General features: G+C 61.8%; 23 protein-coding genes. 9 read left to right on the forward strand and 14 right to left on the reverse strand.

The annotated features are described in order from the left end of the window. The coding region (locus ABLA28_RS02800; protein WP_347712415.1) for an ABC transporter ATP-binding protein at window positions 1-1,531 on the forward strand (1,531 nt) is incomplete at its 5' end. A gap of 166 nt (window positions 1,532-1,697) precedes the next feature. Here the strand turns inward: ABLA28_RS02800 and ABLA28_RS02805 are convergent. Further along, window positions 1,698-2,762 carry a class I fructose-bisphosphate aldolase gene (locus tag ABLA28_RS02805; RefSeq protein WP_299302748.1) on the reverse strand — a complete coding sequence of 355 codons (1,065 nt, stop codon included), beginning with the start codon at window positions 2,760-2,762 and terminating at the stop codon, window positions 1,698-1,700. Between the two features lie 165 nt (window positions 2,763-2,927). Next, window positions 2,928-3,455, reverse strand: a complete 528-nt coding sequence (locus ABLA28_RS02810) for a DUF308 domain-containing protein (protein WP_347712416.1) — start codon at window positions 3,453-3,455, stop codon at window positions 2,928-2,930. A gap of 234 nt (window positions 3,456-3,689) precedes the next feature. Between ABLA28_RS02810 and ABLA28_RS02815 the strand changes: the two genes are divergently transcribed. The 4 genes from ABLA28_RS02815 (at window position 3,690) to ABLA28_RS02830 (ending at window position 5,989) form a co-directional block, all read left to right on the forward strand. Further along, window positions 3,690-4,904: a hypothetical protein gene (locus ABLA28_RS02815; RefSeq protein WP_347712417.1), complete on the forward strand. Its 1,215-nt coding sequence runs from the start codon at window positions 3,690-3,692 to the stop codon at window positions 4,902-4,904. Between the two features lie 143 nt (window positions 4,905-5,047). Next, a complete protein-coding gene (locus ABLA28_RS02820) occupies window positions 5,048-5,527 on the forward strand; it encodes a DUF3990 domain-containing protein (RefSeq protein WP_347712438.1) in 480 nt (159 codons plus the stop codon). Window positions 5,528-5,547: 20 nt separating this feature from the next. Beyond that, window positions 5,548-5,769 (forward strand): hypothetical protein, encoded by a 222-nt coding sequence (locus ABLA28_RS02825; protein WP_347712418.1) that lies wholly within the window; start codon window positions 5,548-5,550, stop codon window positions 5,767-5,769. A gap of 1 nt (window position 5,770) precedes the next feature. Further along, window positions 5,771-5,989, forward strand: a complete 219-nt coding sequence (locus tag ABLA28_RS02830; RefSeq protein ID WP_347712419.1) for a DUF3791 domain-containing protein — start codon at window positions 5,771-5,773, stop codon at window positions 5,987-5,989. Between the two features lie 49 nt (window positions 5,990-6,038). Here the strand turns inward: ABLA28_RS02830 and ABLA28_RS02835 are convergent, their stop codons facing one another. The 4 genes from ABLA28_RS02835 to yedE all read right to left on the reverse strand — a co-directional run bounded on the left by ABLA28_RS02835 (window position 6,039) and on the right by yedE (window position 9,566). Further along, complete coding sequence (locus ABLA28_RS02835; RefSeq protein WP_347712420.1) at window positions 6,039-6,932, reverse strand: cation diffusion facilitator family transporter; 894 nt, start codon at window positions 6,930-6,932, stop codon at window positions 6,039-6,041. Continuing rightward, a complete protein-coding gene (locus tag ABLA28_RS02840; protein WP_347712421.1) occupies window positions 6,929-8,107 on the reverse strand; it encodes a M20 family metallopeptidase in 1,179 nt (392 codons plus the stop codon). The genes ABLA28_RS02835 and ABLA28_RS02840 overlap by 4 nt, the downstream gene beginning before the upstream one ends. 140 nt (window positions 8,108-8,247) lie before the next feature. Then, a complete protein-coding gene (locus ABLA28_RS02845; RefSeq protein ID WP_347712422.1) occupies window positions 8,248-8,466 on the reverse strand; it encodes a sulfurtransferase TusA family protein in 219 nt (72 codons plus the stop codon). Between the two features lie 17 nt (window positions 8,467-8,483). Next, window positions 8,484-9,566, reverse strand: coding sequence for a YedE family putative selenium transporter (gene yedE / locus ABLA28_RS02850; RefSeq protein WP_314715996.1), 1,083 nt, complete (start codon window positions 9,564-9,566; stop codon window positions 8,484-8,486). A gap of 435 nt (window positions 9,567-10,001) precedes the next feature. Here yedE and ABLA28_RS02855 point away from each other — a divergent pair, with 435 nt between their 5' ends. Further along, window positions 10,002-10,727 carry an RsiV family protein gene (locus ABLA28_RS02855; protein ID WP_314715998.1) on the forward strand — a complete coding sequence of 242 codons (726 nt, stop codon included), beginning with the start codon at window positions 10,002-10,004 and terminating at the stop codon, window positions 10,725-10,727. A gap of 93 nt (window positions 10,728-10,820) precedes the next feature. Here the strand turns inward: ABLA28_RS02855 and ABLA28_RS02860 are convergent, their stop codons facing one another. Together ABLA28_RS02860 and nhaC are read right to left on the reverse strand one after the other, a co-directional pair. Further along, a complete protein-coding gene (locus tag ABLA28_RS02860) occupies window positions 10,821-11,978 on the reverse strand; it encodes a hypothetical protein (RefSeq protein ID WP_347712423.1) in 1,158 nt (385 codons plus the stop codon). A 350-nt stretch (window positions 11,979-12,328) separates the two neighbouring features. Continuing rightward, entirely contained in the window at window positions 12,329-13,897 is a 1,569-nt protein-coding gene (nhaC, locus tag ABLA28_RS02865; protein ID WP_347712424.1) for a Na+/H+ antiporter NhaC, read from the reverse strand. Window positions 13,898-14,190: 293 nt separating this feature from the next. On the opposite strand from nhaC, the gene ABLA28_RS02870 reads away from it, so the two are divergent. Beyond that, a complete protein-coding gene (locus ABLA28_RS02870; RefSeq protein WP_347712425.1) occupies window positions 14,191-14,664 on the forward strand; it encodes a hypothetical protein in 474 nt (157 codons plus the stop codon). A 179-nt stretch (window positions 14,665-14,843) separates the two neighbouring features. Here the strand turns inward: ABLA28_RS02870 and ABLA28_RS02875 are convergent, their stop codons facing one another. Next, window positions 14,844-15,212 (reverse strand): helix-turn-helix domain-containing protein, encoded by a 369-nt coding sequence (locus ABLA28_RS02875; protein ID WP_347712426.1) that lies wholly within the window; start codon window positions 15,210-15,212, stop codon window positions 14,844-14,846. 328 nt (window positions 15,213-15,540) lie between these two features. Between ABLA28_RS02875 and ABLA28_RS02880 the strand changes: the two genes are divergently transcribed. After that, complete coding sequence (locus ABLA28_RS02880) at window positions 15,541-16,215, forward strand: flavodoxin family protein (protein WP_347712427.1); 675 nt, start codon at window positions 15,541-15,543, stop codon at window positions 16,213-16,215. 112 nt (window positions 16,216-16,327) lie between these two features. Here the strand turns inward: ABLA28_RS02880 and ABLA28_RS02885 are convergent, their stop codons facing one another. Further along, on the reverse strand, window positions 16,328-17,638 hold the full coding sequence (locus ABLA28_RS02885) for a hypothetical protein (RefSeq protein WP_347712428.1): 1,311 nt from the start codon (window positions 17,636-17,638) through the stop codon (window positions 16,328-16,330). A 1,383-nt stretch (window positions 17,639-19,021) separates the two neighbouring features. Here ABLA28_RS02885 and msrB point away from each other — a divergent pair. Further along, entirely contained in the window at window positions 19,022-20,131 is a 1,110-nt protein-coding gene (gene msrB / locus ABLA28_RS02890; protein WP_299297802.1) for a peptide-methionine (R)-S-oxide reductase MsrB, read from the forward strand. Window positions 20,132-20,171: 40 nt separating this feature from the next. Here msrB and ABLA28_RS02895 read toward each other — a convergent pair whose 3' ends face one another. From ABLA28_RS02895 to ABLA28_RS02910, 4 genes are all read right to left on the reverse strand, one after another. After that, entirely contained in the window at window positions 20,172-20,966 is a 795-nt protein-coding gene (locus tag ABLA28_RS02895) for a methyltransferase domain-containing protein (RefSeq protein ID WP_347712429.1), read from the reverse strand. Window positions 20,967-21,022: 56 nt separating this feature from the next. Then, complete coding sequence (locus tag ABLA28_RS02900) at window positions 21,023-21,424, reverse strand: PadR family transcriptional regulator (protein ID WP_347712430.1); 402 nt, start codon at window positions 21,422-21,424, stop codon at window positions 21,023-21,025. A gap of 299 nt (window positions 21,425-21,723) precedes the next feature. After that, window positions 21,724-22,482, reverse strand: coding sequence for an SDR family NAD(P)-dependent oxidoreductase (locus ABLA28_RS02905; protein ID WP_347712431.1), 759 nt, complete (start codon window positions 22,480-22,482; stop codon window positions 21,724-21,726). A 42-nt stretch (window positions 22,483-22,524) separates the two neighbouring features. Further along, window positions 22,525-23,799 (reverse strand): TRAP transporter large permease, encoded by a 1,275-nt coding sequence (locus ABLA28_RS02910; RefSeq protein ID WP_347712432.1) that lies wholly within the window; start codon window positions 23,797-23,799, stop codon window positions 22,525-22,527. Between the last annotated feature and the right edge of the window lies 1 nt (window position 23,800).

The raw sequence follows: 23,800 nt of genomic DNA on the forward strand, positions 1-23,800 counted from the left end.
GGAGACCCTGCCCATCCGCTACTTCGATTCCCACCCCCACGGGGACATCATGTCCGTCTACACGAACGACGTCGACACCCTGCGCCAGTTCATGGACCAGGTCCTGCTGCAGTTCCTGAACTCCCTGACGACACTGGTCATGACCTTTTTCAGCATGGTCGTTTTGGACATCCCGCTCACGCTCCTCTCCGTCGCGATGGCGACGGTGATGCTGTTCGTGACCTCGAGGCTCGGTTCCGTGTCGGGACGGCACTACTCCGGGCAGCAGGAGGACCTGGGAGCCGTGGACGGCTACATCGAGGAGATGATCCAGGGGCAGAGGGCCGTCAAGGTGTTCTGCCACGAGGAGGAGTCGCTCAGGCGGTTCCGGGAGCTCAACGAACGGCTCAGGAAGAGCGGCACGACGGCGAACCGGTACTCCAACATCATGATGCCGGTCAACTCCAATATCGGGAACATCGCCTACGTCCTCTGCGCAGGGCTCGGCGCAGTGATGGCCCTGTCCGGGAACTTCGGCATGACGCTTGGGACGCTGGTGTCCTTCCTCACGCTGAACAAGAATTTCACGCGGCCGATCACACAGATCAGCCAGCAGATGAACTCCTTGATCCAGGCTGCCGCGGGCGCCGGGCGCATCTTCAAGATGCTGGGCGAGCCGTCCGAAAGGGACGAGGGCCATGTGGAGCTGGTCAACGCCAGTCGGCTTCCTGACGGGACCCTGGAGGAAAGCGAGGAGAGGACGGGTATCTGGGCCTGGAGGGAGGCGCGGGAGGGTGGGAGAGCCCTTCTCCGGCCGCTGGAGGGCAGGGTGACCTTCCGCAACGTGGACTTCGGCTACACCGACGACAAGATGGTGCTCCACAATATCGACATCGACGCGGAGCCCGGCAGAAAGATCGCGTTCGTCGGCTCTACCGGCGCCGGAAAGACCACGATCATCAACCTGATCAACCGATTCTACGACGTGCAGGGCGGAAAAATCCGTTATGACTCCATCGACGTCGACAGGATCAAAAAGCCGGACCTTCGGCGGTCGCTGGGCATGATCCTGCAGGATACGCACCTGTTCTCCGGGACCGTCCTCGAGAACATCCGCTACGGAAAGCTGGACGCCTCCGACGGGGAGTGCCGGAAGGCGGCCGGGATGGTCGGCGCGGACAGCTTCATTCGACGCCTGCCGAACGGATACGACACGCTGCTGTCCGGCGACGGTGCGAACCTGTCGCAGGGCCAGAGGCAGCTCCTCGCGATCGCCAGGGCCGCCGTCGCGGATCCTCCGGTGCTCATCATGGACGAGGCGACCTCCTCCATCGACGCGATGACGGAGCGAACCGTTCAGAAGGGGATGGACGCGCTGATGGAAGGGCGGACGACATTCGTGATCGCCCACAGGCTTTCCACGGTCCGTAATGCGGACTGCATCGTGGTCCTGGAGCAGGGAAGGATTGTGGAGTGCGGGTCTCACGACCGGCTGCTCGCGAAAAGGGGTCGTTACTACCAGCTCTATCACGAAAACGAGATCACGAGGTGACCGATTCGAGGCTCATTTCCTCCAGGCGCAGGGTTTCGATACCTCGATCCCAAAAGGGAGGAGGCGTCCCGAGACGGGACGCCTCCTCCCTTTGAGGCTTTTCACTTTGAGGCTTTTCACTGCGATGCCCTCATCGCGAGGCGCTTTCCTCCGGGAGGGAGCAGCGCTACGCGATCGTGACCTCCTTGGACAGGTACACGTCCTGCACGGCGTTGATGATCTGCACGCCGTCCTTCATCGGGCGCTGGAAGGCCTTGCGGCCCAGAATCAGCCCCATGCCGCCCGCGCGCTTGTTGACGACCGCGGTGCGCACCGCCTCGGCCATGTCCGTATCGCCGCTCGACGCGCCGCCGGAGTTGATCAGGCCCGCCCGTCCAGCGTAGCAGCTCAGCACCTGGTAACGGGTCAGGTCGATGGGGTGCTCGGTCGTCAGCTTCTCGTAGACGTCCTTCGAGGTCTTTCCGAAGGAAAGCGCCGTGTAGCCGCCGTTGTTCTCGGGCAGCTTCTGCTTGATGATGTCCGCCTCGAGGGTGACGCCCAGGTGGTTGGCCTGCCCCGTCAGGTCCGCGGAGACGTGGAAGTCCTTCTCCTTGGTCTTGAACGCGGAGTTGCGCAGGTAGCACCACAGGATGGTGGCCATGCCCAGCTCGTGGGCGTGGTGGAAGGCCTCGGAGACCTCCTGGATCTGACGCGTGGACTCGTCGCTGCCGAAGTAGATCGTGGCCCCGACGGCGACGGCGCCCATGTTCCACGCCTGCTCCACGGAGGCGAACATCACCTGGTCGTGTTTGTTGGGGTAGGACAGCAGCTCGTTGTGGTTCAGCTTCAGGACGAACGGGATCTTGTGCGCGTAGCGCCGCGCGACCGCCCCCAGGACGCCCAGCGTGCTGGCGACGGCGCTGCACCCCGCCTCGATGGCGAGCTTGACGATGTTCTCGGGGTCGAAGTAGATCGGGTTCGGGGCGAACGAGGCCCCCGCGGAGTGCTCGATTCCCTGGTCCACGGGAAGGATGGAGATGTAGCCGGTACCCGCCAGCCGTCCGTGTCCGAACAGCGCCTGCAGCGAGCGCAGGACGGGGACGGGACGGTCCGAAATCGACCAGACGCGGTCCACGAAGTCGGGCCCGGGCAGGGACAGCATCCCGGAATCCACGGTAGCGCACTTGTGCCCCAACAAAAACTCCGCATCCTTGCCCAAAAGCTTCTCGATCTTCTCCAGTTCCCTGGCCATAACATTACCTCCTTCGATTCACAGACAACATCGATCACGACCCACACTGCCAACCCTGCCGCAAGCGGCCCTCCGCGCCTCCCGCGAAGGACGCGCCCCCAATACTATCTTGTCATACTTGCCTTTGCAAAGATATCACAGAACGTGCGCGGAGTCACGCCGCATTCACGCAAAGATCCCGCGTGCCTCCCACACGATCAGGAGCCCCGAGGCGACGAAGGCGCTCCCCATCAGCAGCGCGACGGATATCCCGCCCACGAACGGCGAGGCCAGCATCAGGGAGGCGCAGACCACCAGCAGGAGGCCGTTCAGAAGCATCGCCCACCATTTTCCGAACCCCAGGGACTTCAGGCGGAAGGAGGTCGCGATGCGGACGACGCCGGTGAAGGAGAACCAGCACGCGACCATGATGGGAATCATGAAGGCGGTCACCCCCAGGCGCATCAGCATGACGATGCCGATCAGGAGGTCCAGCACCCCCTGAACCAGCATCCATCGGGGGTACATGGGGTCCCCGCGCAGCGAAAAACAGGGGACCAGGTGATTGATGCCGGCGAGGACGAAACCGACCCCCAGGGAGAAGGCCAGCGACATCAGCGCCTCCACGGGGTAGGTCATCGCCCAGAGTCCCAGTACGATAAGGATGCCTCCGGTGAAGTAGAGCGTCCAGCGCAGCGTTTTTTTGGAATCCAAAGCCATCACGTCCTTTACCATCGACTTTTCCGGGCCGCCTGAACGCGCAAGACGCTTCGGGACGGGCCCGCGTTTCCCGCCTTTATTGTACCTCTCATTCCCTCTTTCCAATCATTCCCTCTTTTTCCCGAAGCGGAGGCATGGGAGGGGGGGGCCGCCGAAAACCGAGGGCCTATGCGTTATAATCATGCAATGCCATATTTTCCGGCAAATATGTCAAGGGGGTTTTTCCGTATGTCCTTCATCATGAGCTTCTTCGTCGTCCTCGTCATCCTGGCTGTCGGAGAGTTCGTCTCCACGAAGACGAAGGCCTTCGTGCCGTCCGTGTTCGTCGCGGCCCTGCTGTTCCTCCTGGGATTCTGGTACGGGTGGTTCCCGCTGGACGTCGTGGAAAAAGCGGGCATGGGCAATCCCGTCGCGACCATCTCCATGTACCTGATCATCGTCCACATGGGCACGCTGATGAGCATCCGCGAGCTCTGCGCGGAGTGGAGGACCATCGCCATCGCCGCGGCCGCCCTGGGCGGCATGGTGGCGATGCTCGTCACCGTCGGCAAGGCCCTGATCGGCTGGGATGCCGTCGTCATCGGGACTCCGCCCCTCTCCGGGGGCCTGGTCGCCGCCATCATGATGGCCGAGGCCGCCGCCAAGAAGGGGCTGACGGAGCTCGCAGTGCTGGGCACCGTCATCTACGTCGTCCAGGGATTCGTCGGCTACCCGCTGACCGCGCTCTGCCTGAAGTCCGAGGGCAAGCGCCTGCTCCAGCTCCGCAAGGAGAACCCCGGCGCCTTTGCGAAGGCCGTCGCGTCGGACGGCGAGGCCAAGCGCAAGGCGCTTCTGCCCCCGCTGCCCGAGAAGTACCAGACGACCTTCACGCACCTGGCGGCAATCGCCCTGGTGGCGTGCGTCTCCGACTACGCCGCGGCCTCGTTCAAAAGCTGGCTGATCGGGCTGAACCCCGCCTACGGCGCCTACGCGCTGCACCCGCTGGTGATCTGCCTGATCTTCGGGGCCATCGCCGCGGAACTGGGGATCGTCGAGCGCAAGCCGCTGCTCAAGGCGAGCTCCTTCGGCTTCATCCTGACGGCAATCATGGGATTCATCATGAGCATGCTGAACAAGGCCACCCCCGACATGATGCTCAAGATCCTGTACCCTCTGGCGATCGTCGTGGTCGTCGGCGTCTCGGGCCTGCTGGTCGGCTCGGTCCTGATAGGCAAGCTGCTTGGCTACACCGGACCGATGTCCATGGCGCTCTCGCTCACCGCGCTCTACGGATTTCCCCCCAACTACGTCCTCACGGACGAGGCCTCCAAGGCACTGGCGGAGAACCGGGAGGAGTACGATTTCCTGATGGGGCAGATGCTGCCCAAGATGCTGGTGGGCGGCTTCATCACGGTGACGATCACCTCCGTCATCCTGGCGGGCATCTTCATCAATATGCTCTAAAACAAGCGCCGATTCCACATCCGCCCCACGAATTGCGGAGAGAGCCCCGTGCCAGGAGGTACGGGGCTCTCTCAAACAAGCTGGTGCACGAGAAGAAGTCGATGCCGGGAAAGACGTTCGCGTGAGAAGGGACGGTGGAGTTTATGATCCTGTATCATGGGAGCAATGTAGAGGTCAGAGAGCCAAGGCTTTTGAAGGTTCAGAGGGAACTTGACTTCGGAAAGGGCTTCTATACGACAAGCGATCTGGAACAGGCTGCGAAGTGGGCGAAAAGGACTGCGCTGAGACTTCATCGGAAGGATTCATATATCAGCGTTTATGAAGTCGACGAAACGGAGATGAGCCATCTTCGCATGCTGCGATTCAACACCCCTGACGTCGAATGGCTGCGCTTTGTCGTCAAGAACAGAAAAGGCGAACCGATCCCGGTGGATTGGGATATCGTATCCGGGCCCGTCGCTGATGACCGGACAGCATCGGTTATCGACCTGTACCTCGATGGAATGTACGACGAGGAAGAGACGATCAAGCGCCTTCTTCCGCAGAAACTGAAGGACCAGTATACATTCAAGACCGAAGAGGCTCTCGTGCTGCTGAATTTCAGGGGGGTGAACCTTCCATGACAAGGATGCGGAATTCTTTGTTGGATTACTACAACAAAAACATCATTCAGCGCATCATGGATAAATATGGCATGGCTCAAATGGAGGCTGCAAGGACATTCCTGACATCGGAAACACACAGCATGCTGGAAAACGCGGACCTGGCGATGTGGGAATTCTCGGAGAGAGCGATTTTCGACATGTGGGAATCGGAAAGGGTTACCGGAGATCCCCGCAATTCGGCATATCTAAGGAGTGAGTGATATGACGGAGGAAATGAAGTTCTTTCTGTTCCTGATAGAACGATATGCAAGCAAATATGACCGCTCAACCGGCGATGTCCTTCGTGAATGGGACGAGAAAGGCATTACCGGGGAAATTTACGACGGCTACTTTCAATACCATCAGGAGCGTCTGGAGAACGCCTATGACGATATCAATAGCCTTGTTGCTACCGGGAAACATATAGTATACGGCCCATGAGGGCAACCTTACCGGGAACAGCGTAAGCCTGTATCCAGAGGGCACTCCGTCAATCGCTCCTCCCGCTTCTCCTCTCCGCCTCCGGGTGGATGACGCAGCTGATGCGCGTTTCCAGCCGCTCGTTCAGGAGCGCCTCCAATCGGTGCGTCAGGGCATGGACCTCCCTCAGGGGCATCTCCGGGTCGCACTGCACGTGAAAATCGGCGTAGATCATGTCCCCGGAACGGCGGGATCGGATCTTATGCACCCCGCGGACATCGGGATCGGTCCGGACGATCGCCTCGATCTCCCGGGGGTCCACCGCGATGTGGTCCGTCAGCTCGTCCGAGGCCTCCCTGAAGATCCGATAAGCCGCACCGAAGATGACCAGCGCGATCACAACCGAAACCGCGGAATCCACCCAGGCCGGGGCCCCAAAAAAGGTGATCAGGGCCATGGAGACCAGGACTCCGCAGGTGACGAAGATGTCGGACAGGGTGTGCCGCGCATCCGAGCGCAAAATGGAGGACTTCAGACGCCGCCCGGCCCGGTCCTCCAGCCAAGCCGTGAGGATGTTGAGGAGCAGGGTCCCGGCTACCGCCGCGAACTCCCCGACGGAGGGGACGCGGAAATCGGTCCGGCCCAGGCTGCGGACGCCCCGCACCAGAATCGAGATCCCGAGGTAGGCCATCAGGGCCACGATCGCCAGGCTCGCCAGCGTCTCGTAACGGGAGTGCCCGTAGGTATGGCCCTCGTCGCTGGGACGCTTCGCGGCCGCGACCCCGATGAGCCCGATCACGTTGGAGAACCCGTCGGAGATCGAGTGGAAGCCGTCCGCCAGCACGGACTGGAGGTTCGCGGCCAGCCCGACGGCGATCTTCGCCGCCGAGACCAGCAGGTTGCAGGCCAGGACGATCAGGAGAACCCGCTGGACCCGATTTCCCCGTTCCTCAGCCGTATTCATCGGCCTTCCAGCACGTCCAGAGCCAGGGCGGCCAGGCCGGCGACCCCCAGGGAAAATCCCGATTCGTCCGCGCAGAAATCCGGGGAGTGCAGGGGATAGGCCGGGCGTCCTTCCGCCCCCACCCCAAGCCGGAAGTGCGCGCCGGGCACGCGTTCCAGGAAGAGCGCGAAGTCCTCCCCGCCCATGGAGGGCTCGGGCAGGGTCCTGACGCTCTCGGTGCCGAACAGTTCCGTGAAGACCCCGGTCATCCGATCGAACAGGGCGTCGTCGTTCACCACAGGCGGCAGCCCGATGGGAGCCTCCAGGACCGCCCTGCCGCGCAGTGCCGCCGCCGTCCCCTCGACGATGCGCCGGGCGGACTCCAGGATGCGGGCTCCGACGTCCTTCGAAAGGGCGCGCACCGTTCCGTCGATCACGACCTCCTCCGGGATGATGTTCCCCGCCGTTCCGCCGTGGATCTGCCCCAGGGTCAGGACCCCGGTCTCGAGCGGCGAAAGTTCGCGGGACACCACCGACTGAAGCGCACAGACGATATGGCCAGCGATCAGGATCGGGTCGACGCAGCGGTGCGGATGGGCCGCGTGCCCCTGACGCCCCGCGATGCGGATGCGGATGGACTGCGCCCCGGCCAGCACCGCCCCCCGCCGTATCCCGACCGTCCCGGCCGGAAGGTCGGGCCAGACGTGGAGCGCGAAGACGGCGTCCATCCCAGGCCCCTCCAGCACCCCGTCCGCGATCATCTCGGCCGCGCCGTCGGGCCCCTCCTCTCCGGGCTGGAAGATCAGCTTCACCGTCCCGGAGAACGAATCCCTCATCCCCTGAAGCAGCTCGGCAGCCCCCAGGAGGCAGGCCGTGTGGATGTCGTGCCCGCAGACGTGCGCGCGCCCGGGCACGGTCGAGCGAAACGGAAGTTCGTTCCGCTCCTCTACGGGCAGGGCGTCCATGTCCGCGCGCAGCCCCACGCACCGATTTCCCGGCCGTCCCTCGATCAGGGCGACGACCCCCGTTTCGGCGCAGCGCCGGACGTTCCCGACGCCGATCTCCGCAAGCACCCGTTCCACGAAGGCGGCCGTCTCCCCGGTCTCCATGCCCAGTTCGGGATGAGCGTGGATGTGCCGCCGCCACCCTCTGACCCTCTCCTCAAGCGAGCGGGCCCGCTCCAGAATATCTGCCATCACAAACCCCTCCCCCATACAGACACGGGGGACCACCACGGCGGCGACCCCTCAGCCTTCCCTTCCCACCGAAAAACGCCGGCCGGGGTGCTTCCGTCCTGCCCCAGCCGGCCGTAACCTCAAGACGATGTTTTTTCCGCTCAGCGTTCCAGGATCACCCGGAACCCGCCGTCGCGCTCCTCCTTCGTCACGCGCCAGCCCTTGTTCTCCGCAAAACGCGCGACGTTGTCGCGCGAGGTCGCGGTGTCCACCAGCACCTCGACCCGCCCCAAACTCAGACCCGCCAAAGCTTTTTTCGTCTCCATCACGGGCTGGGGGCAGGAGAGCCCGGAAGCGTTCACCGTAATGCAGTCGCTCATGACCCGCACCTCCCGATTCAGGCCGCGCGGGTCCGGCTGGCGAACCCGACGGCGAGACAGAACACGAGCCCGATGATCGTCACCGGAATCCCCATGGGGCCGACGCCCGCGCCGCTGCTGGCCGCAGAGAAGTTGTGGGCGAAGGCCGCGCCCGTCAGCATCCCCAGGACAAAGACGGCCGCGTCCCCGTCGCCCTCACCCGCCATGATGAGCTGCCGCCCCGGGCACCCGCCCGCCAGGGTGAAGGCCAGGCCGGAGAGCACCATGCCCATGAAGTTCCAAAGGTCCTGAGTGTGGGCCACGGGCTGCTTCTCGAAGCCGGGGTGGAAGTAGCCGAGGGCGTAGTTCGCGGCGAAGGCGACGACGGTGAAGGCGAGGATCCCCTTGAACAGGTGCCCGTCCCCCATCATGAAAAGGTCGCGCAGGGCCCCGACGGTGCAGAAGCGGCTGCGCTGCGCCAGCCAGCCGACGACGAGCCCGACGGCCAGCGACGCGTACAGCGGCGCGTGCTGCGCGCCCGGCCCCTTCTCCGAGAAGAAGATCGGCCCCGTCCCCTCGGGACCGAACAGGGGCTTGAGGACGGCGAACGCCAGCAGCGCCACCGCCATCACGGGAAGGACGAGGCCCGCCGCCCTGGGGTTGCGCTCGGCCGCGCCGAGGCTGAACCCGTTCCACAGGAAGGCGATGCCGATCAGGATGCCCACGATCAGGCCCCCGATGCCATAAAGGGCGTTCCAGTCGCCGCCCGCAAGGCGCAGGTAGGCCCGCCAGGGGCAGCCCAGGAAGACGAGCGCGCCGAACATGGCGCACATTCCGAGGAAGAAGCGAACGACGGGCGAGGACCCGCCGCGGGGCGAGTACTCCCGGAACGCCAGGGAGGAGAAAAACGCCCCCAGGATGAAGCCCGGGATCTCCGGGCGAAGGTACTGCACCACGGCCGCGCGGTGCAGGCCCAGCGCGCCGGCGATGTCGCGCGTGAAGCAGGCGACGCAGAAACCCATGTTGCCGGGGTTGCCGAGCTTGACCAGCAGCACGGCGAGGAGCCCCAGAATCCCGCCGGTCACCCAGGGCCCATGGCGGGACGTCAGCAGCTTATCCATAAGAACCGACCTCCATTCAAGCAACGAAGCGAATGCGGCGGGGCGCGGGCATCCCGAGGCCCGCCGCCGCGGGGGAGACAACGGAAAAACGACACGCGGATCGAACGGAGAGCGACGCTCCCCGCAGGGCCGCTCAAACGGCATTCGGACATCAGGTCACGCGGCCCACCTCCCCTCCGCCGCCCTCAAAAAACCTCGCCAAGGCCGGCCCGAACGGCCTCAAACCCATCCTCGGCGCAACCCATTCCCTGTTTTTATTGTAGCAGATGCTCCCGTTCCATGCCGCACTTCCGTCGTTTCTACCGAGCGAATACCCCGTACAACCCCTCCTTCCCCTCAAAGGAATCGACGTTACACTGAAACGCGTAGTATTTGGAGAAGAGCCTCTTTGCCGTTTACCTGTGGCGCGGCCCATTCAGGAAAGGAGTTTTTAACATGATCGGAAGTCGGTTCAAAATTGCGGCGGCGCTGCTGGCCGCGGCGGCATTTCTCTTCGGCGGGAGCATGGCCTACGCGGCAAGCCCGGACGTCGCCCCCTCGCTGACCTTTTCGATGCTCACGCACCAGGAGGAGGGGTTCGACGCCTCGATCCAGATCCCGATCCTCGTCGGGACGGGCAACGCCGATCTGGAGGCGGCGGTGAACGCCCGCAGCCTGGAGGCCTCCGTGGCCCTCTACAGGGACTTCATGTCGAAGATGGCGGAGCTGAAGGCGGAGGGGTCCAAGAACTATGCGCTGACGGCCGTCAGCAAGGTGGCCGCGTACGGGGACGGCCTGCTGACGCTGGAGCACAGCAGGACCGAGGCCATGGCCTCGTCCGAGACCGTCGTCCGCTACGAGACCATCGACCTCGGAACCGGCCGGGAGCTTGCCCTCTCGGACCTCTTCAAGGACGACGGCTACTCCAAGGTCCTGAGCGGCATTGTCAAGGCCCAGATGAAGGAGCAGATGAAGAAGGACGAGTCGAAGTCCTACTTCCTGGACGAGCTGGAGAAGAACTTCGAAATCGGCAAGGACCAGCCCTTCTACATCGAGAGCGGCAAGCTCGTCCTCGTCTTCAACCAGGGGACCGTGGCGCCCTACTCCATGGGGACCTGCACGTTCGAGATCCCCACGAAGGAGATTCAGGGCTCCCTGGCGCAGCAAACCTATCTGAAATAACACAAACCCGTCTCGGAAAGACTGAGGAACGGGCTCCCGGCGGGAGCCCGTTCCTCTTGTTCATGCCCCCTCCTCCGCAGCGCTTCCGGCGCTCTATGCTTCCGGGGCCGCCTCGGGCGCCCGAAGGGTGCGCAGAACCCGCCAGAGCGCTACCAGGAGGATCGGAGCGACGATCAACGGGGCCGACATCGCCCCAACCCAGGCATACCCCTTGGCGATCAGGGGGATCAGCCCATAGCTGGCCACACACCACGAGGCCACGACGTAGACCGCGGATGCGGCGACGTCCACCTTCCGGGAGGCGGGCCTCCCCGTTCGGGCGCTCCACCACGCGGTGATGCGGCGGGTGCTGCCGTAGATCAGGCCGACGCCGGTCGACACCACGGCCAGCAGGATGAGCGCGGAGACCAGGACCACGCCGAGCGCTCCACCGCCCCCATGCTGCGTGATATAGGTCACCGGGGCACGCTCGGAGAGGATGGCGGGGAAGTGAAGAAGGGCTCCGACGCTGGCGAGCGTCAACATTCCCGCGTTCACGCAGAAGCCAAGGAGCGTGGTGCGGTTCACGTCGCGGGCGGTCCTGAGTCCGTCCGCCACTGCGGTGTAGGCCCCCACCAGCGAACACTGGAGCGCCGCGTACTTGACGCTCTGCCACAGGGCCGGCCAGAAACCGCCCTCGGCCTCGGGGAGCTCCCGCATCACCTGAAGAAGCCGCGGGAAGTTGGCGACGAGGTTCGAACTGTAGATGACCAGCATCCCCGCGATGATCAGCAGGGACATGACCGTGGAGGCCTTGCGCACCGTCCCGGACCCCCAGATGGTGAGGGAGAGGATCAGGACGGCCAGCCCCACGGTGCCCACATGATAGGGAACGTCCGGGAATATATGGTTCAGGACCGTTCCGCCCGTCGCGAAGGCAACCCCCGTCGCGAGCAGGAGGATGATCAGGTACATGGCCTCGATCAGCATGGAAAATACGGGCTCCAGCCAACCCAACGGCTCGAAATACCGCACGCTCCAGCTGTGATAATCATAAACCCCGTGCCGGACCGCAAACTGCCACGCGCACCAGAGCACCAGCGCGATGAGCCCGACCGACAGGATCGGGGTAAACACCGCGTACCACCCATATTTGACGTAAAAATCGACCAACTGCCTTCCGCTGGCGAACCCTCCGCCAAAATGCGTCGCAAACCACACGAACGCGACGGAACAACACACACCCCACCTGGAATCCGAGTTACCCGACATACCGACACCTCTTTTTCCGAATATTCGACGCCGTTCCGGGGCCCTCCGCCCCGAACGCATCCGAAATCTTCCAAATAACGAAAAAAGCCGGGACCCTCAAGGGGTCCCGGCTTTGGAGGCTTTTCGACAACGACGCCTAAACGCCGACCGCTCCCAAAGAGGACCCGCGAATAAGCTGCCGAATAATAAGAGCGAGAACGATACGAACGCTGCAAGACATCGGTGCGGACCTCCTTTCGAGCCAAAAAACAAGTTGTGGAGCCAATCGAAAACCCAAGGGCTTCCATGCCCCACGCGGTCTTCAATGCTGGAGTATTTTATAGATTCGGAACGAATCTGTCAAGGCTTTTTCAGGGGTCCGCCGGCAGGGCCCCCGGGGCGGCGTGGGGCTGGTCCCCGTGCCGCCAGACGACGGCGATCCCCAGCCAGGTCATCACAAGGGCGATGATGGGGTTCAGCCAGTTCAGGAAACAGTAGGGCGCGTAGGCCAGGGTGGGGACGCCCAGAACGGCGCTGACGTAAACTCCGCAGGTATTCCAGGGCACAAGGACGGAGGTCATGGTGCCGCTGTCCTCGAGCGAGCGGGAGAGCATGGAGGGCGCCAGCCTGCGCCCGTCCCAGGAGCGTTCGTCGAACGCCCTGCGGAACATGCGCCCCGGGACGATGATCGCAAGGTACTGCTCGCTCAGGAACACGTTGGCCACGAAGGAGGACGCGATCACCGACGCGATGAGCCCGAACACGGAGCGGACGCGGCGCATCAGGGCCTCCAGAATCACGTCCAGGAAGCCGCAGGCCTCCATGATGCCCCCCAGGGAGAGCGCCACCACGATCAGGCAGATCGTCTCCAGCATCGAGGTCATCCCTCCGCGCGTGAAGAGCCGCGTCAAAAGCCCGCCGACCTTGGCGAACTCGGCCGGGTCCGGAACCGACGCGAACAGCGTCCCGGCTCCGGCTGCGGCCGCATTGACCGCCTCCGGCGTCGCCGCCGCGGCGAAGGCGCTCAGCTGAGACGGCTCGTAGCCATAGAAGAAGACCTTCAGGGCCTCGTGAAGCGAGGCGCCCTGAAACAGGGACAGCAGCAATCCGGCGCAGAGCCCGCCGACGATGCCGGGGATGGCGGGGATCTTCAACAGTGCCATCACCAGGATGACCGCGGGGGGGACGATGCCCCAGGCGGAGATGCGGAACTCCGCCCTCATCATGCCCTGGATCAGCTCCACACGGCTGTTGTCCATCTCCCGGACGGCGCTGCCCATGAGGAGGGAGATGACCACGACGATCAGCAGCGTGGGCAGGGTCGTCCACATCATCGCGCGGATGTGATCGAAGAGCTCGCTGCCCGAGACGGCGGGCGCGAGGTTGGTGGTGTCGGAGAGCGGCGACATCTTGTCGCCGAAGTAGGCCCCCGAGATGATGAACCCGGCGGAGACGGGAAGGGGGAGCCCCAGTCCGGCGCTGATGCCGATCAGCGCCACCCCAACGGTGCTGCTCGTGGTCCAGCAGCACCCCGTCGCGATCGAGACGACGATGCAGATCAGGAGCGCCGCACAATAGAAATAGTGGGGATTCATGATGTCAAGCCCGTAGTAGATCATGGTCGCGACCACGCCGCTGTGAATCCAGGAACCGACCAGACAGCCCACGAGGACGAGGATCAGGATGGCCTGAATGGAGACCTGTACGGCGGAACAGATGCCGCGTTCCAGGTCGATCCAGGAGACCTTCAGGACGAGAAAACCGAACAGGGCGGTGAAGATCGCCGCAAAGAGCAGAGGTACCTGGGCTGGAAGTCCCAGCCCGATGTGCGTGCCCGACTCCAGGCGGATGTCGACCACCCCGAAGGTGACGATAAGGGCGCTGACGAGCAAAACGGTAATAGCCGAGAAAAGTCCCGGCCGACGGCACAACGACGCCATCCTACATTCCCCCCACACCAAGAAATAGCTTGATTACCTGGTATTGCGGCTCCGCCTATTCCCGGACAGGTTGCCTCAGCGCGAGAGGAATGATTTGCTTTTGGTCTTTGCCGGCTTACTTCGAAGCTGGAAGGGTATTTTAGGGCATTTTCGAAAAAATGCAAGACCTGGTTGCGACCGCCGACGCGGACCTTCCCGCCCCGCATTCACATTGTCTTCACATCGGGGAGCTATCCTGTTCTCATCGAACGGGGGGACAAGCCCCGCGACAAATCGACGGGAGGTCGTTATTGATGAAAAAGGTCGTTATCGCGGTATTGGTCGTCAGCCTGCTAGGCACAGCCGGAACGGCAATGGCCCGGGACTCTAGGAGACACAGGGGAGGCTGTTACGACGACGGCATCGGGAACTGCCTGCAGCCGGAGCTCTCCAACGGCCGGGACCTTCGGCAGGGCCGGCATCCGGACTGCATCGGAGGGATGGACGGGATGAGGGACCGGTACGCCTCGAACATGCCGGAGGATATCCGTGCCAAGGCCAACGAGCTGGCGAAGCTCCGGATCGACCTGAGGGACGCGCTCTCCCGCTCCCCCATCGACCGGGCCGCGGCCACCAAGCTCCATGATCGGGCGATGCAGCTGGAGCAGGAGATCAAGACGTGGTTCTTCGGGGAGAGGATGAACCGCATCGAGGAGTTCCGCAGGCAGCAGGAGCAGAACCGCTCCGCCGCTCCGACACCGAGCAAGCCCGCGGCGGCCAACCCTTAGCGCCCGCTGCTTTTGCGGACTACACGGGCGGAGCCTGACGGAAAAACGCCCTCCGAGGCAACCGCCGCACAGGAGGCGGCACAAGGGAACCGTATTCAGCGCTTCGGCTGAATACGGTTCCTCTTTTCGTTCGACACCGTCGCCGCGTCGGGAATGCGGAACAACGCCGAAAAGCCGGATCATTTGCAGCGGGATGTCCCCTCCCTCCGCTTTTCCAGGTAGGCCATCCCCCAGTGGTGCAGCCCCTCCAGGGCCGGCATAAGGCTTTTCCCGTCCTCTCTCAGGTGATAGGTCACGGAGGGCGGCACGCTTCCAAGCGAATGCCGGAAGACCAGGCCCTTCTCCTCCAGCTCACGAAGGCACTTCGTCAGCATGGTGTTGGTCACCCCATGAACGCGGCGCTTCAGCTCATTGTAATGCAAACCGTCCTCCTCGTTCAGGCACCAGAGTATCGGCAGCTTCCACTTGGAGCCGATCAGCTCCATCACGTAGAGCAGCGGGCAGCGCTCCACGTAGTCCCCGGCCCGAGGTCCTTTTGACGCCTTCATGAGCTCTCCGAATCCCTCCCCAGACTTCAAGAAAGAAAAAACTGCGTACTTGTTCTTTTCTGCTTTCAAGAATACACTGACCCCAGGAAGAACGTCAAGAGAACGTCAAAGGGTAATGCAAATGCACCCGGAGCAAGGCGATCCCTCAAGGCTGAAGCGTTCCGCCCGTATATCGGCAGGCTCGTCGAGGTCCTGGGCAAACAGCGCCTTTTTCGGTGCACGGGCCGCTCCACATCAGGGCGGCGATGGATTTCACATGGAAATGCCGGGGGCGGGATACGGCAATACCCCCCCCTTGAGGGGGGGGGAAATCGAGGGGGGTAAAGACATGAAAGCATTGTTTGTCAACGGAAGTCCGCGCAAAAACTGGAACACCCACAAGATGCTGGAGAGCGCGATGGAGGGGGCCGGGGAGACCGGGGCGGAGACCGAGCTGGTGCACCTGTACGACTCCGCCTTCAAGGGCTGCGTCAGCTGCTTCGCCTGCAAGGTGAAGAACAGCAGGACGAACGGCCTCTGCGCCTTTCGCGACCCGCTGACGCCAACCCTGGAGAAGGCGCGCATAGCGGACGTCATCGTCATCGGCAGCCCGGTCTATCTCGGCTGTCCCACCGCCTCGACGCGCGCCTTTCTGGAGCGGCTGATGTTCCCCCTGCTCATCTACGGAATCGAGGAGAGGAGGGTCCTGAAGAAGACCGTCCCCTCGGCGATGATCTACACCATGAACTGTTCGGAGGGACTGGCGGAGCAATTTCATTACCCCACCCTGCTTGGGGCCAACACCGACGCCCTCGAGCGCACCTTCGGCTACAGCGAGACGCTCTGCGCCTACGACACGTACCAGTTCAGCGACTACTCCCGCTACGAGGTCACCCTGTTCAACGAAAAGGACAAGGCCAGGCAGCGCGCGGAGCAGTTTCCGAAGGACCTTCAAAACGCCCGCGAGCTGGGGAAGCGGCTGGTCGAAAAGGCCGCCTCTCGAGCGGAACCCGGCGCCGAATGAAGAGCACCCCGCTTCAAAACGGGGCCCCCAAGGAAAACGGCGGCATGGCCAAGCCGGACGCAGGGCGGAAGGACCCCACCATCCAAGGCGGGGTCCTTCCGCATCGCCGGCCTCAGCCCCTCCGGCGCCGGATGGAACCCTGCTGGAGCTCCCGCACCAGGTTGATCCTGAACACGTCCGCAAACTCGTCCAGGTTGCAGCAACTCAGCTCGTAGCGGGCGGAGAGGTTGTCCGCCGGCGCCAAGGCCCCGACGCTGACCAGCATGGACGTGTTGCGGTTCAGCCCCAGCACCTTGGAGACCCGGGAGTACTTGGGCAGAAAGTCCATGTACTCGCCGGTCTTGGCCTCGATCCAGAATATCCTTTCCCCGACGCTCAGCAGCAGGTCGAGCTCGAAGTCCTCCCCGCCCGGGAGGACGATGCGCGGGTTCTTCATGAAGGCATAGGGCAGGTCCAGAGTGGCGGGGTGGGTCGTGAGGATGGAGACCACCTTGTCGCGGATGAAGTGCTCCAGCCACCCGCCGGTGAGGAAGTTGATGGCCGTCGGCGTGCGGTTGACCCGTGCCACGATCTTGTAGTGGGGCGCGCGCCGGTAGGCGTACGAGGCCAGGAAATCCACCTCCCGAAGCATCCGGCACAGGTTCAGGGTATGGGTGACGTCGCGGCCGTTCAGCCCGGCCAGGGAATAGGTGAACTCCTCCCCCTCGTTCAGCGTGGTCTTCAGGGTCTCGTAAAAGGGAAGGACATAGGAGAGATATTTTCCCAGAAAACCCGCGATCTGAGAGACGCGGGGGTCCAGGTCGGACTCGTCGGGAATGTAAACGATCTCGACGCCGCGCCTCTGGAGATATCGCGCCAGCCCCTCCAGCTTCGAGGCGGAAAACTGCCCCCCCGCCTCCTCTCCGACGACAGAGGGAGGAACGGGCAGCAGGCCGGTAAAGGGGGAACTCTCCGCCCCACCATCCCCGCTGCCCGTGTTCCGCACCAGGTTCGGGGAGAGCAGCTCGACGTGACGCCCCATTCGGGAGCTGGAGAGCGTGCGGATCAGGCCCGCAGCCTCGAGGTTCTCCAGCTGGGCCAGCAGGGAGGGCTTGCCTATGGACAGGGACTGCGCCAGCTGATTGATGTGAATCAGCCCCTCCTCCTGACCTCTGAGGACGTCCATGAGCACGAAGAGCATCCCCATCGGAGCGAAGCCCCGGAGCGAGGACATCATCTGCACGGAACCGTACTCGAGGGACGAGTAGGGATTTTTCCTGCGCTTCCCCCGCCCCGCTTTCTGGGCGGCGGGCAGCTCATCTCTATTCGGTGCGTCAGGCCCCGTTCCCTCCGCCCTCCCGGTTGGTTCCATCCCCACAACTTCGTCATGGATATCGATACCGGTATCGATATCACTATTACTCTTCGCATCCTTTTCGTCCAACTTGGGAACTTTTTCATTACCGATCTTATGTCCCGCGGCACCCCTGCCCCTCCGACGCGGGCGTTTTTGGGATGCCGGCCTGGCGTTATCGGCCATATTTTCCATATCGGAAGCAGAAACGGAACCGGACTTATCATTCCCCTTCGGAGCCCTTCTCTCCCCGGAAGCATCCCCAACGTTCCGCGTCTGTTTTTTGTCCTCTGTGTCAGCATTCTTTTTATTACCGATAATGTTTTTATCTTTTTTTTCTGCATTCCCCTTGGATTTTAAAGATATATTTTTATCACCGGTTTTATTTTTATTATCCTTTTTGCCATGCTTCCCATCACCAGAAACATCGTTTTTAATACCAGCGCTTTTTTCAGACCCGGTATTATTTTTTATACTCAACATATCGGAATTCTTTTTATTACCGGGGTGCTTTTCAGTCGCAGCTTTCGCTGCAGCGGCTGCCTTAGGGGTCTTATTTTTGTTATCGGTATTGTTTTCAACCGGTTTAGTTACAGGAGCATCCGCACCGGTGCTCTTCTTGGAAGGAGCATTCTTATTACCGGTATTTTTTCTGGCTCTGTTTTGGGGCTTCTTTTTTTCGGAGGCAGGGTTTCCGTGCTTTCCGCCGCCCTCCCCCGGAGCCTCGGCGTGCGAGGCTGCCTCATGTCCCCCGGAGGATGCTTTCTGCCCGGCGGCGGGGGGTGTCGGCCCCGCTGCCACAGGGGCCGCCTTTTCCGTGGAGCTCCTTCGCCTGTGGGGACGCCGCGTCGAGGCCCTGCCGCCGTCGGGCGGGGACGAAGGCGCAGCGGACTCCTGTTCCCGCTCCGTATGAGAACTCTTGGGGTTCTGTTCGGCCCCGTTTTCCTTTTTATTCTTATCTTCCTTTTTATCCTTATCTTTATCCTTATCGGAAGCTCTTTTTCTCATAGTCGTTCCACGAGTTTCAGAATCCCGACCGCTGGTTCCCTCGGGCTCTGTACGCTTCGCTCCTTCTTCAGGTTTTGTGTCCATCCCAAAACCACTGCAGCCCCACAATCCAACCAAAAGCGACCTGCATGGTCCGGGGACGGAGCCAAAAAGAGGGTGTATCGCCCCCTAATTTTTATTTTATCACCCTATGCCGGGTTTTGTAATCCATCCCGGGCATGTTTTCGCTACCGCCATGCTTTCCCCTCCTTTTGTCTTCAAGTTTCCTCCCTCCTTTATCTCCCCTTCATTCCCCATAATCCCCTCATACGGATTCAATCTCCCCAATATGACCCTGGAACATATCCCTAAAACGACGGAAGGCCCTGCGGAGGGCCCCTGCCATAATGGGAGCAATACGATTGTTTCAGTCGTATATGAAGCGTGTCGGAGAAGGGACTTCGGCACGGGAAGGAGATGGTTTTTTTGCGTTATTTACAGTTGGGTGTGCTTCTGATGGCGGTATTCTTTCTCGCCCTAGGCGGTATCCGGATGGCGGGCGCCAGTGGTTCGAGAAAGGGACTGCCCCGAAACCCGAACGAGGGGCAGACGTTCGACGCCGCGAATATCCGGGAGGTCGTGCTGGCAGGCGGATGTTTCTGGGGGGTCCAGGCCTTTCTGGACCGGGTGCCCGGTGTGGCGGGGACCGAGGTGGGATATGCCAACGGCTCGACAAAAAGCCCGACCTACGAGCAGGTCTGCCAGGGGGACACCGGCCACGCCGAGGCCGTGCGCGTCCGCTACGATGCCTCGCGCCTGCCGCTCGACAAATTGCTGACGGCCTTTTTCTCCATCATCGACCCCACCAGCAAAAATCGTCAGGGAGCCGATTTCGGAGCGCAGTACCGGACAGGAGTCTACCTGACGGGGCCTTCGGCCGCGGAGGATCGGGCGGCCGCCGAACGCGTCTTTGCCGTGGAGGCCAAAAAACACGAAAAGCCCCTGTCGGTGGAACTGGAGCCCCTGAAGAGCTTCTACCCGGCCGAGGAGTACCATCAGAAGTACCTGGAGAAGAACCCCGGCGGCTATTGCCACGTCAACTTCGACCGCCTCGGGGACATCCCGGAGGGGACGGACCGTCCCAAGGAGCGCTCGGGCTACGTCCGTCCGTCGGACGAGGAGATCAAGGCCAGGCTGACGGACCTTCAGTACCGGGTGACGCAGCAGGCCGCGACGGAGCAGCCCTTCTCCAGCCCCCTGGACAAGCATACGGAGCCGGGTATCTATGTGGACATCGTGACGGGCGAGCCGCTTTTCTCCTCCACGGACAAGTTCGACTCGGGCTGCGGCTGGCCCGCGTTCTCCAAACCGATCGATTCCGAGGCGGTGCGCGAGCTGATGGACACGAGCCACGGCATGGTGCGCTCGGAGGTCCGCAGCCGCGCGGGCGACAGCCACCTGGGACACGTATTCGAGGACGGGCCCAAGGACAAGGGCGGCATGCGCTACTGCATCAACGGGGCCGCCCTGCGCTTCATCCCCGTCGCGGACCTGGAACGGGAGGGCTACGGGGCTTTCAAAAAACTTTTCGAGTAAACCACGCCGAAAAAGGCGTTTGACGTCCGGGTGGAGCGCCCTATCGGTAGCGGCGCTTCACCCGGACGTCCCAGTAGAGGGTCCCCTTGAGGATGCGGACGTCGCTGCGGATCAGGCCGTTCTCGGAGCGCTTCTGCAGAACCTCGCGGACCCGCGCCCTCCCCTCGACCCCGCAGTCCTGGAAGAAGCGCTCGTAGCGTTTCAGGAGGGCTTCCGCATCCAGCTCGAAGGTCTCCCTGCGCGCGTGGACCTCCATCTGCGGACAATAGCCCTCCTCCCAGAGGAGGTCCCACAACAGCTTCATCCGGTCCGCCCCATTGTGCGGGTCGTTTCGGACATCCCAGCCCACCGCCCCGAAGACCTCCGCCTTCACGTCGTCCCGCTCCTCCAAAAAACGGTCGATCATGCACCAGCCCCTGGAGCACGCGCACATCCGGCGCAGGCTCTCCAAGTCCTCGACGGCGGGGGACATCGCGGCAAAGACAAGGTCGAACCCCGAGGAGAGCAGCGCCTCCATGGCGGCATCGGGGTTCTTGAAGTCGCCGGCCCGGAGGACGACGTTGCCGTACCGTTTCAGGTTCTCGGCCGCGAACTCCAGCATTCGGCTGGAGACGTCCACGCCCACCGCCTCACCGACCTGCGGGGCGAACGTCCCGAGATGGCGCCCCACGCCGCATCCGACGTCCAGAACCCTGCCCTCCGGCTGAAGCGCTCCGATCCGCTTCAGGATAGCCAGAGCGGGATCCTTCTCCAAATTCCAGCCGTGCCCCGCGACCCGGTGCTGAAAATCCTCGGCCGACTCGTCCCAGTAAGTCTTGGCGTCCTTTTCCATCATACGATTCACTCCTCTTTGACTTTTTGCCTGGGGGGTTCCCCCGGGACTCCTCACGATTATTCCCGAGCGGCCGTATCCCGCCGCTCCGTCTCCTCTTTGGCAACATCCCGTCCCCCTCCCGCGCGCAGAGCATGGCAGCGCTCGAGGAACGTGTCGAAATGCCGCTTTCTGACGGCGATATCCCTCTCCCATTCCTCGAGGTCCGCATATCCGGACTCCGTGAGACGGTACTCCTTCTGAGGCTCCCCCCGCTCGGGAAGGACCCAGGAGAAGGCCAGAGCCCCCTCCTCGACAAGCGTATGAAGGCAGCGGTATACCGTGGAGGAGTCCCGTTTGAATCCCGGGAACGCCTCGGCGAGGCGCTGGCATATACGCCTCCCGTATCCGCCTTCCTCCGCTACCAGAAGCAGGATGAACGCACACAGGTGCCTGTGCCCGCTGCGCTCGAGAATCCCCACATCGATCTCCTCCCCTTTTGAAGTCCCTGTCTGCATACATATGTGCACAGTGTATTATAGTGCGCTATGCATATCGCGTCAATTCCCTGGCTGTTGACACGCGTTTCTGGGTCCCCAAATCTACAGTTTGCGATAGCCTTATGAAGAATAAAGTACGTTGTTTATAATGGTCCCTATCTAGAAGGCCACTATACATCCCTATTAAGCTATTTTGTCATGAGGTGTAAAAAACCGACGGCTTGCGCTCCTCCCTTTTAGAAGAAGCGCAAGCCGTTTTGTCGAAAAAACATTCCTGTTTATCAATTCCCCTTCATGATGCCGCCGTCGACGTTAAGCACCTCCGAAGTGATGAAACTCGCATAATCGGAGACTAAAAAAACGATCGCATTCGCAATTTCTTTGGGGTCAGCGAGCCGTTTCAGCAAAATCGAATCCACGACTCGTCGCCGATCGTCTCCCGTAAGCCCGGCAATCATGGGAGTATCGGTCGCCGAGGGACAGACAACGTTGACATTCACTCCAAAGGGGCCAGCCTCACGCGCCAACCCCTTCGAGTAGGAAATGACGGCGGCCTTCGAGGCACCGTATATCAGATTGCCGAAAAATCCCCCTCCCGTCTTGGCCGCGACGGACGAAACATTGACGATCTTTCCATACCTTCGTTCCATCATTCCGGGCAGGATCGTCTGACAACAAGTAAAAACCCCCTTCGCATTGACGCTCATGACACGATCCCAATCTGCCTCGTCACATTCCGCAAAAGGCTTGGAGAGGACGATGCCTGCACAGCAGACAAGGATATCGATCCTTTTCCAGAGGGCAAGGATCTCATCCCTTCCTTCTTTCACCGCTCTCATACTCGTAATATCCGTTTTGAATGCCTTTGCCGAGCCGCCCTGAGAGACGATGGCAGCACATGTCCGTTCGGCTTCCCCCTCCAAAACATCAAGGATCGCGACCCGAGCTCCCGCAAGAGCGAGCGTCGAAGCAACCGAAGCGCCGATCCCCCTGCTCCCTCCCGTTATCACAGCTACTCTGTCTTTGAAATCGAATGTCATCAAGACCACCTCCCTGAAAAATTTGCGTCTGCCGTTTCGATATTATTTGAAAAATTGAGGGAGCCACAGAGAAAATTCGGGAACGTACGTTATCAGTATCAGGATGCCCAGCCCCGCGGCGAAGAAGGGGATGGTCTCGACCAGCGAGCGTTCGATGCGCTCTCCCGCGATGTCATTCCCCAACAGGAGAGCCGCTCCAACAGGGGGAGTCAGCAGCCCCAGACAAAGGTTGAAGGACATAACCACTCCAAATTGGAGAGGGGATACCCCAACCCTGGTGACCAGGGGAACCAAGATCGGGATAAGGATGACAAGAGCGGCGTTGGCCTCCATAAGCATTCCGACGATCAGAAGCAGGAGGTTCACCAGCAGAAGGATCAGATATTTATTTTGGGTCAGGCCCAGGATTGCGGCGGACAGGGCTTCCGGAAAACGTGACGTCACGATAACCCAGCTCGAAGCCTTGGATGCCGCTAGGATGAAAAGGATTGTCGCAGTTGCTATGGCCGACTCGCAGAGGATGGGGTGCAACGCCGAGAGCCTGAGATCGCGGTGCAGAACAACCCCGACCACCAGAGCATAGAGGACCGCCAGGACCGAAGCCTCCGTGGGGGTGACGATCCCGGAGAAAATGGCCCCCAAGATAATGACGGGCATAACAAGCGCCCAGATTCCTTCTTTGGCGGCCTTCAGGGCAGTCCCTTTGGGAGCCCTTTCGTGCCTTGGAAAGTCGCGTTTTTTTGAGATCAGATATGCCGTGAGGCAAAGGACTCCGCCAAGGAGAATCCCCGGGACAACGGACGCGAGAAACAGGTCGCCGATGGACATCGACAGCGCGGCTCCGTAGACGATGAGGCATATACTGGGCGGGATAACGGGACCGCAGACCCCAGAGGAGGCTGCCACGGCCACGGCGAAACTTGGCGGATAATTCTCCCGCTTCATTGCAGGAATCGTGATACCACCTATAGCCGCAACTGTAGCAACCGCCGAGCCTGATATCGCCGCAAAGAACATGGAAGCGACAACGGTAACCATCGCCAGGCTACCCGACACCCAGCCGATAAGGGCATTGCAGAAGCGAATTAACTTCTGGTTGATCCCCCCGGCCGTCATCAGGTTGCCCGCCAAAATGAAGAAGGGGATGGCCATGATGGGAAAGGAATCGATCCCGGAAAAAAACTGCTGGGGGATCAAGATCAAAGGAAAAGATCCTGAATACAGGAGGGCCAGGAGGGTCGCCGAACCGAGCGCATAGCCGATGGGCATGCCCAAAAGGCTCAGAACCAGGATGGCGCCGATCAGTACACCATGCATG

Source organism: uncultured Fretibacterium sp., from assembly GCF_963544685.1.
Taxonomy (GTDB): Bacteria; Synergistota; Synergistia; order Synergistales; family Aminobacteriaceae; genus CAJPSE01.

Coding starts and splice junctions, on each gene's coding strand:
- ABLA28_RS02895 (WP_347712429.1), bottom strand. CDS start 20,966: ATGATGGAAAAGGACGCCAAGACTTACTGGGACGAGTCGGCCGAGGAT.
- ABLA28_RS02820 (WP_347712438.1), top strand. CDS start 5,048: ATGATCCTGTATCATGGGAGCAATGTAGAGGTCAGAGAGCCAAGGCTT.
- ABLA28_RS02910 (WP_347712432.1), bottom strand. CDS start 23,799: ATGCATGGTGTACTGATCGGCGCCATCCTGGTTCTGAGCCTTTTGGGC.
- ABLA28_RS02905 (WP_347712431.1), bottom strand. CDS start 22,482: ATGACATTCGATTTCAAAGACAGAGTAGCTGTGATAACGGGAGGGAGC.
- ABLA28_RS02860 (WP_347712423.1), bottom strand. CDS start 11,978: ATGTCGGGTAACTCGGATTCCAGGTGGGGTGTGTGTTGTTCCGTCGCG.
- ABLA28_RS02805 (WP_299302748.1), bottom strand. CDS start 2,762: ATGGCCAGGGAACTGGAGAAGATCGAGAAGCTTTTGGGCAAGGATGCG.
- ABLA28_RS02835 (WP_347712420.1), bottom strand. CDS start 6,932: ATGAATACGGCTGAGGAACGGGGAAATCGGGTCCAGCGGGTTCTCCTG.
- ABLA28_RS02875 (WP_347712426.1), bottom strand. CDS start 15,212: ATGAAGGCGTCAAAAGGACCTCGGGCCGGGGACTACGTGGAGCGCTGC.
- ABLA28_RS02880 (WP_347712427.1), top strand. CDS start 15,541: ATGAAAGCATTGTTTGTCAACGGAAGTCCGCGCAAAAACTGGAACACC.
- ABLA28_RS02840 (WP_347712421.1), bottom strand. CDS start 8,107: ATGGCAGATATTCTGGAGCGGGCCCGCTCGCTTGAGGAGAGGGTCAGA.
- ABLA28_RS02845 (WP_347712422.1), bottom strand. CDS start 8,466: ATGAGCGACTGCATTACGGTGAACGCTTCCGGGCTCTCCTGCCCCCAG.
- ABLA28_RS02830 (WP_347712419.1), top strand. CDS start 5,771: ATGACGGAGGAAATGAAGTTCTTTCTGTTCCTGATAGAACGATATGCA.
- ABLA28_RS02815 (WP_347712417.1), top strand. CDS start 3,690: ATGTCCTTCATCATGAGCTTCTTCGTCGTCCTCGTCATCCTGGCTGTC.
- ABLA28_RS02855 (WP_314715998.1), top strand. CDS start 10,002: ATGATCGGAAGTCGGTTCAAAATTGCGGCGGCGCTGCTGGCCGCGGCG.
- nhaC (WP_347712424.1), bottom strand. CDS start 13,897: ATGGCGTCGTTGTGCCGTCGGCCGGGACTTTTCTCGGCTATTACCGTT.
- yedE (WP_314715996.1), bottom strand. CDS start 9,566: ATGGATAAGCTGCTGACGTCCCGCCATGGGCCCTGGGTGACCGGCGGG.
- ABLA28_RS02870 (WP_347712425.1), top strand. CDS start 14,191: ATGAAAAAGGTCGTTATCGCGGTATTGGTCGTCAGCCTGCTAGGCACA.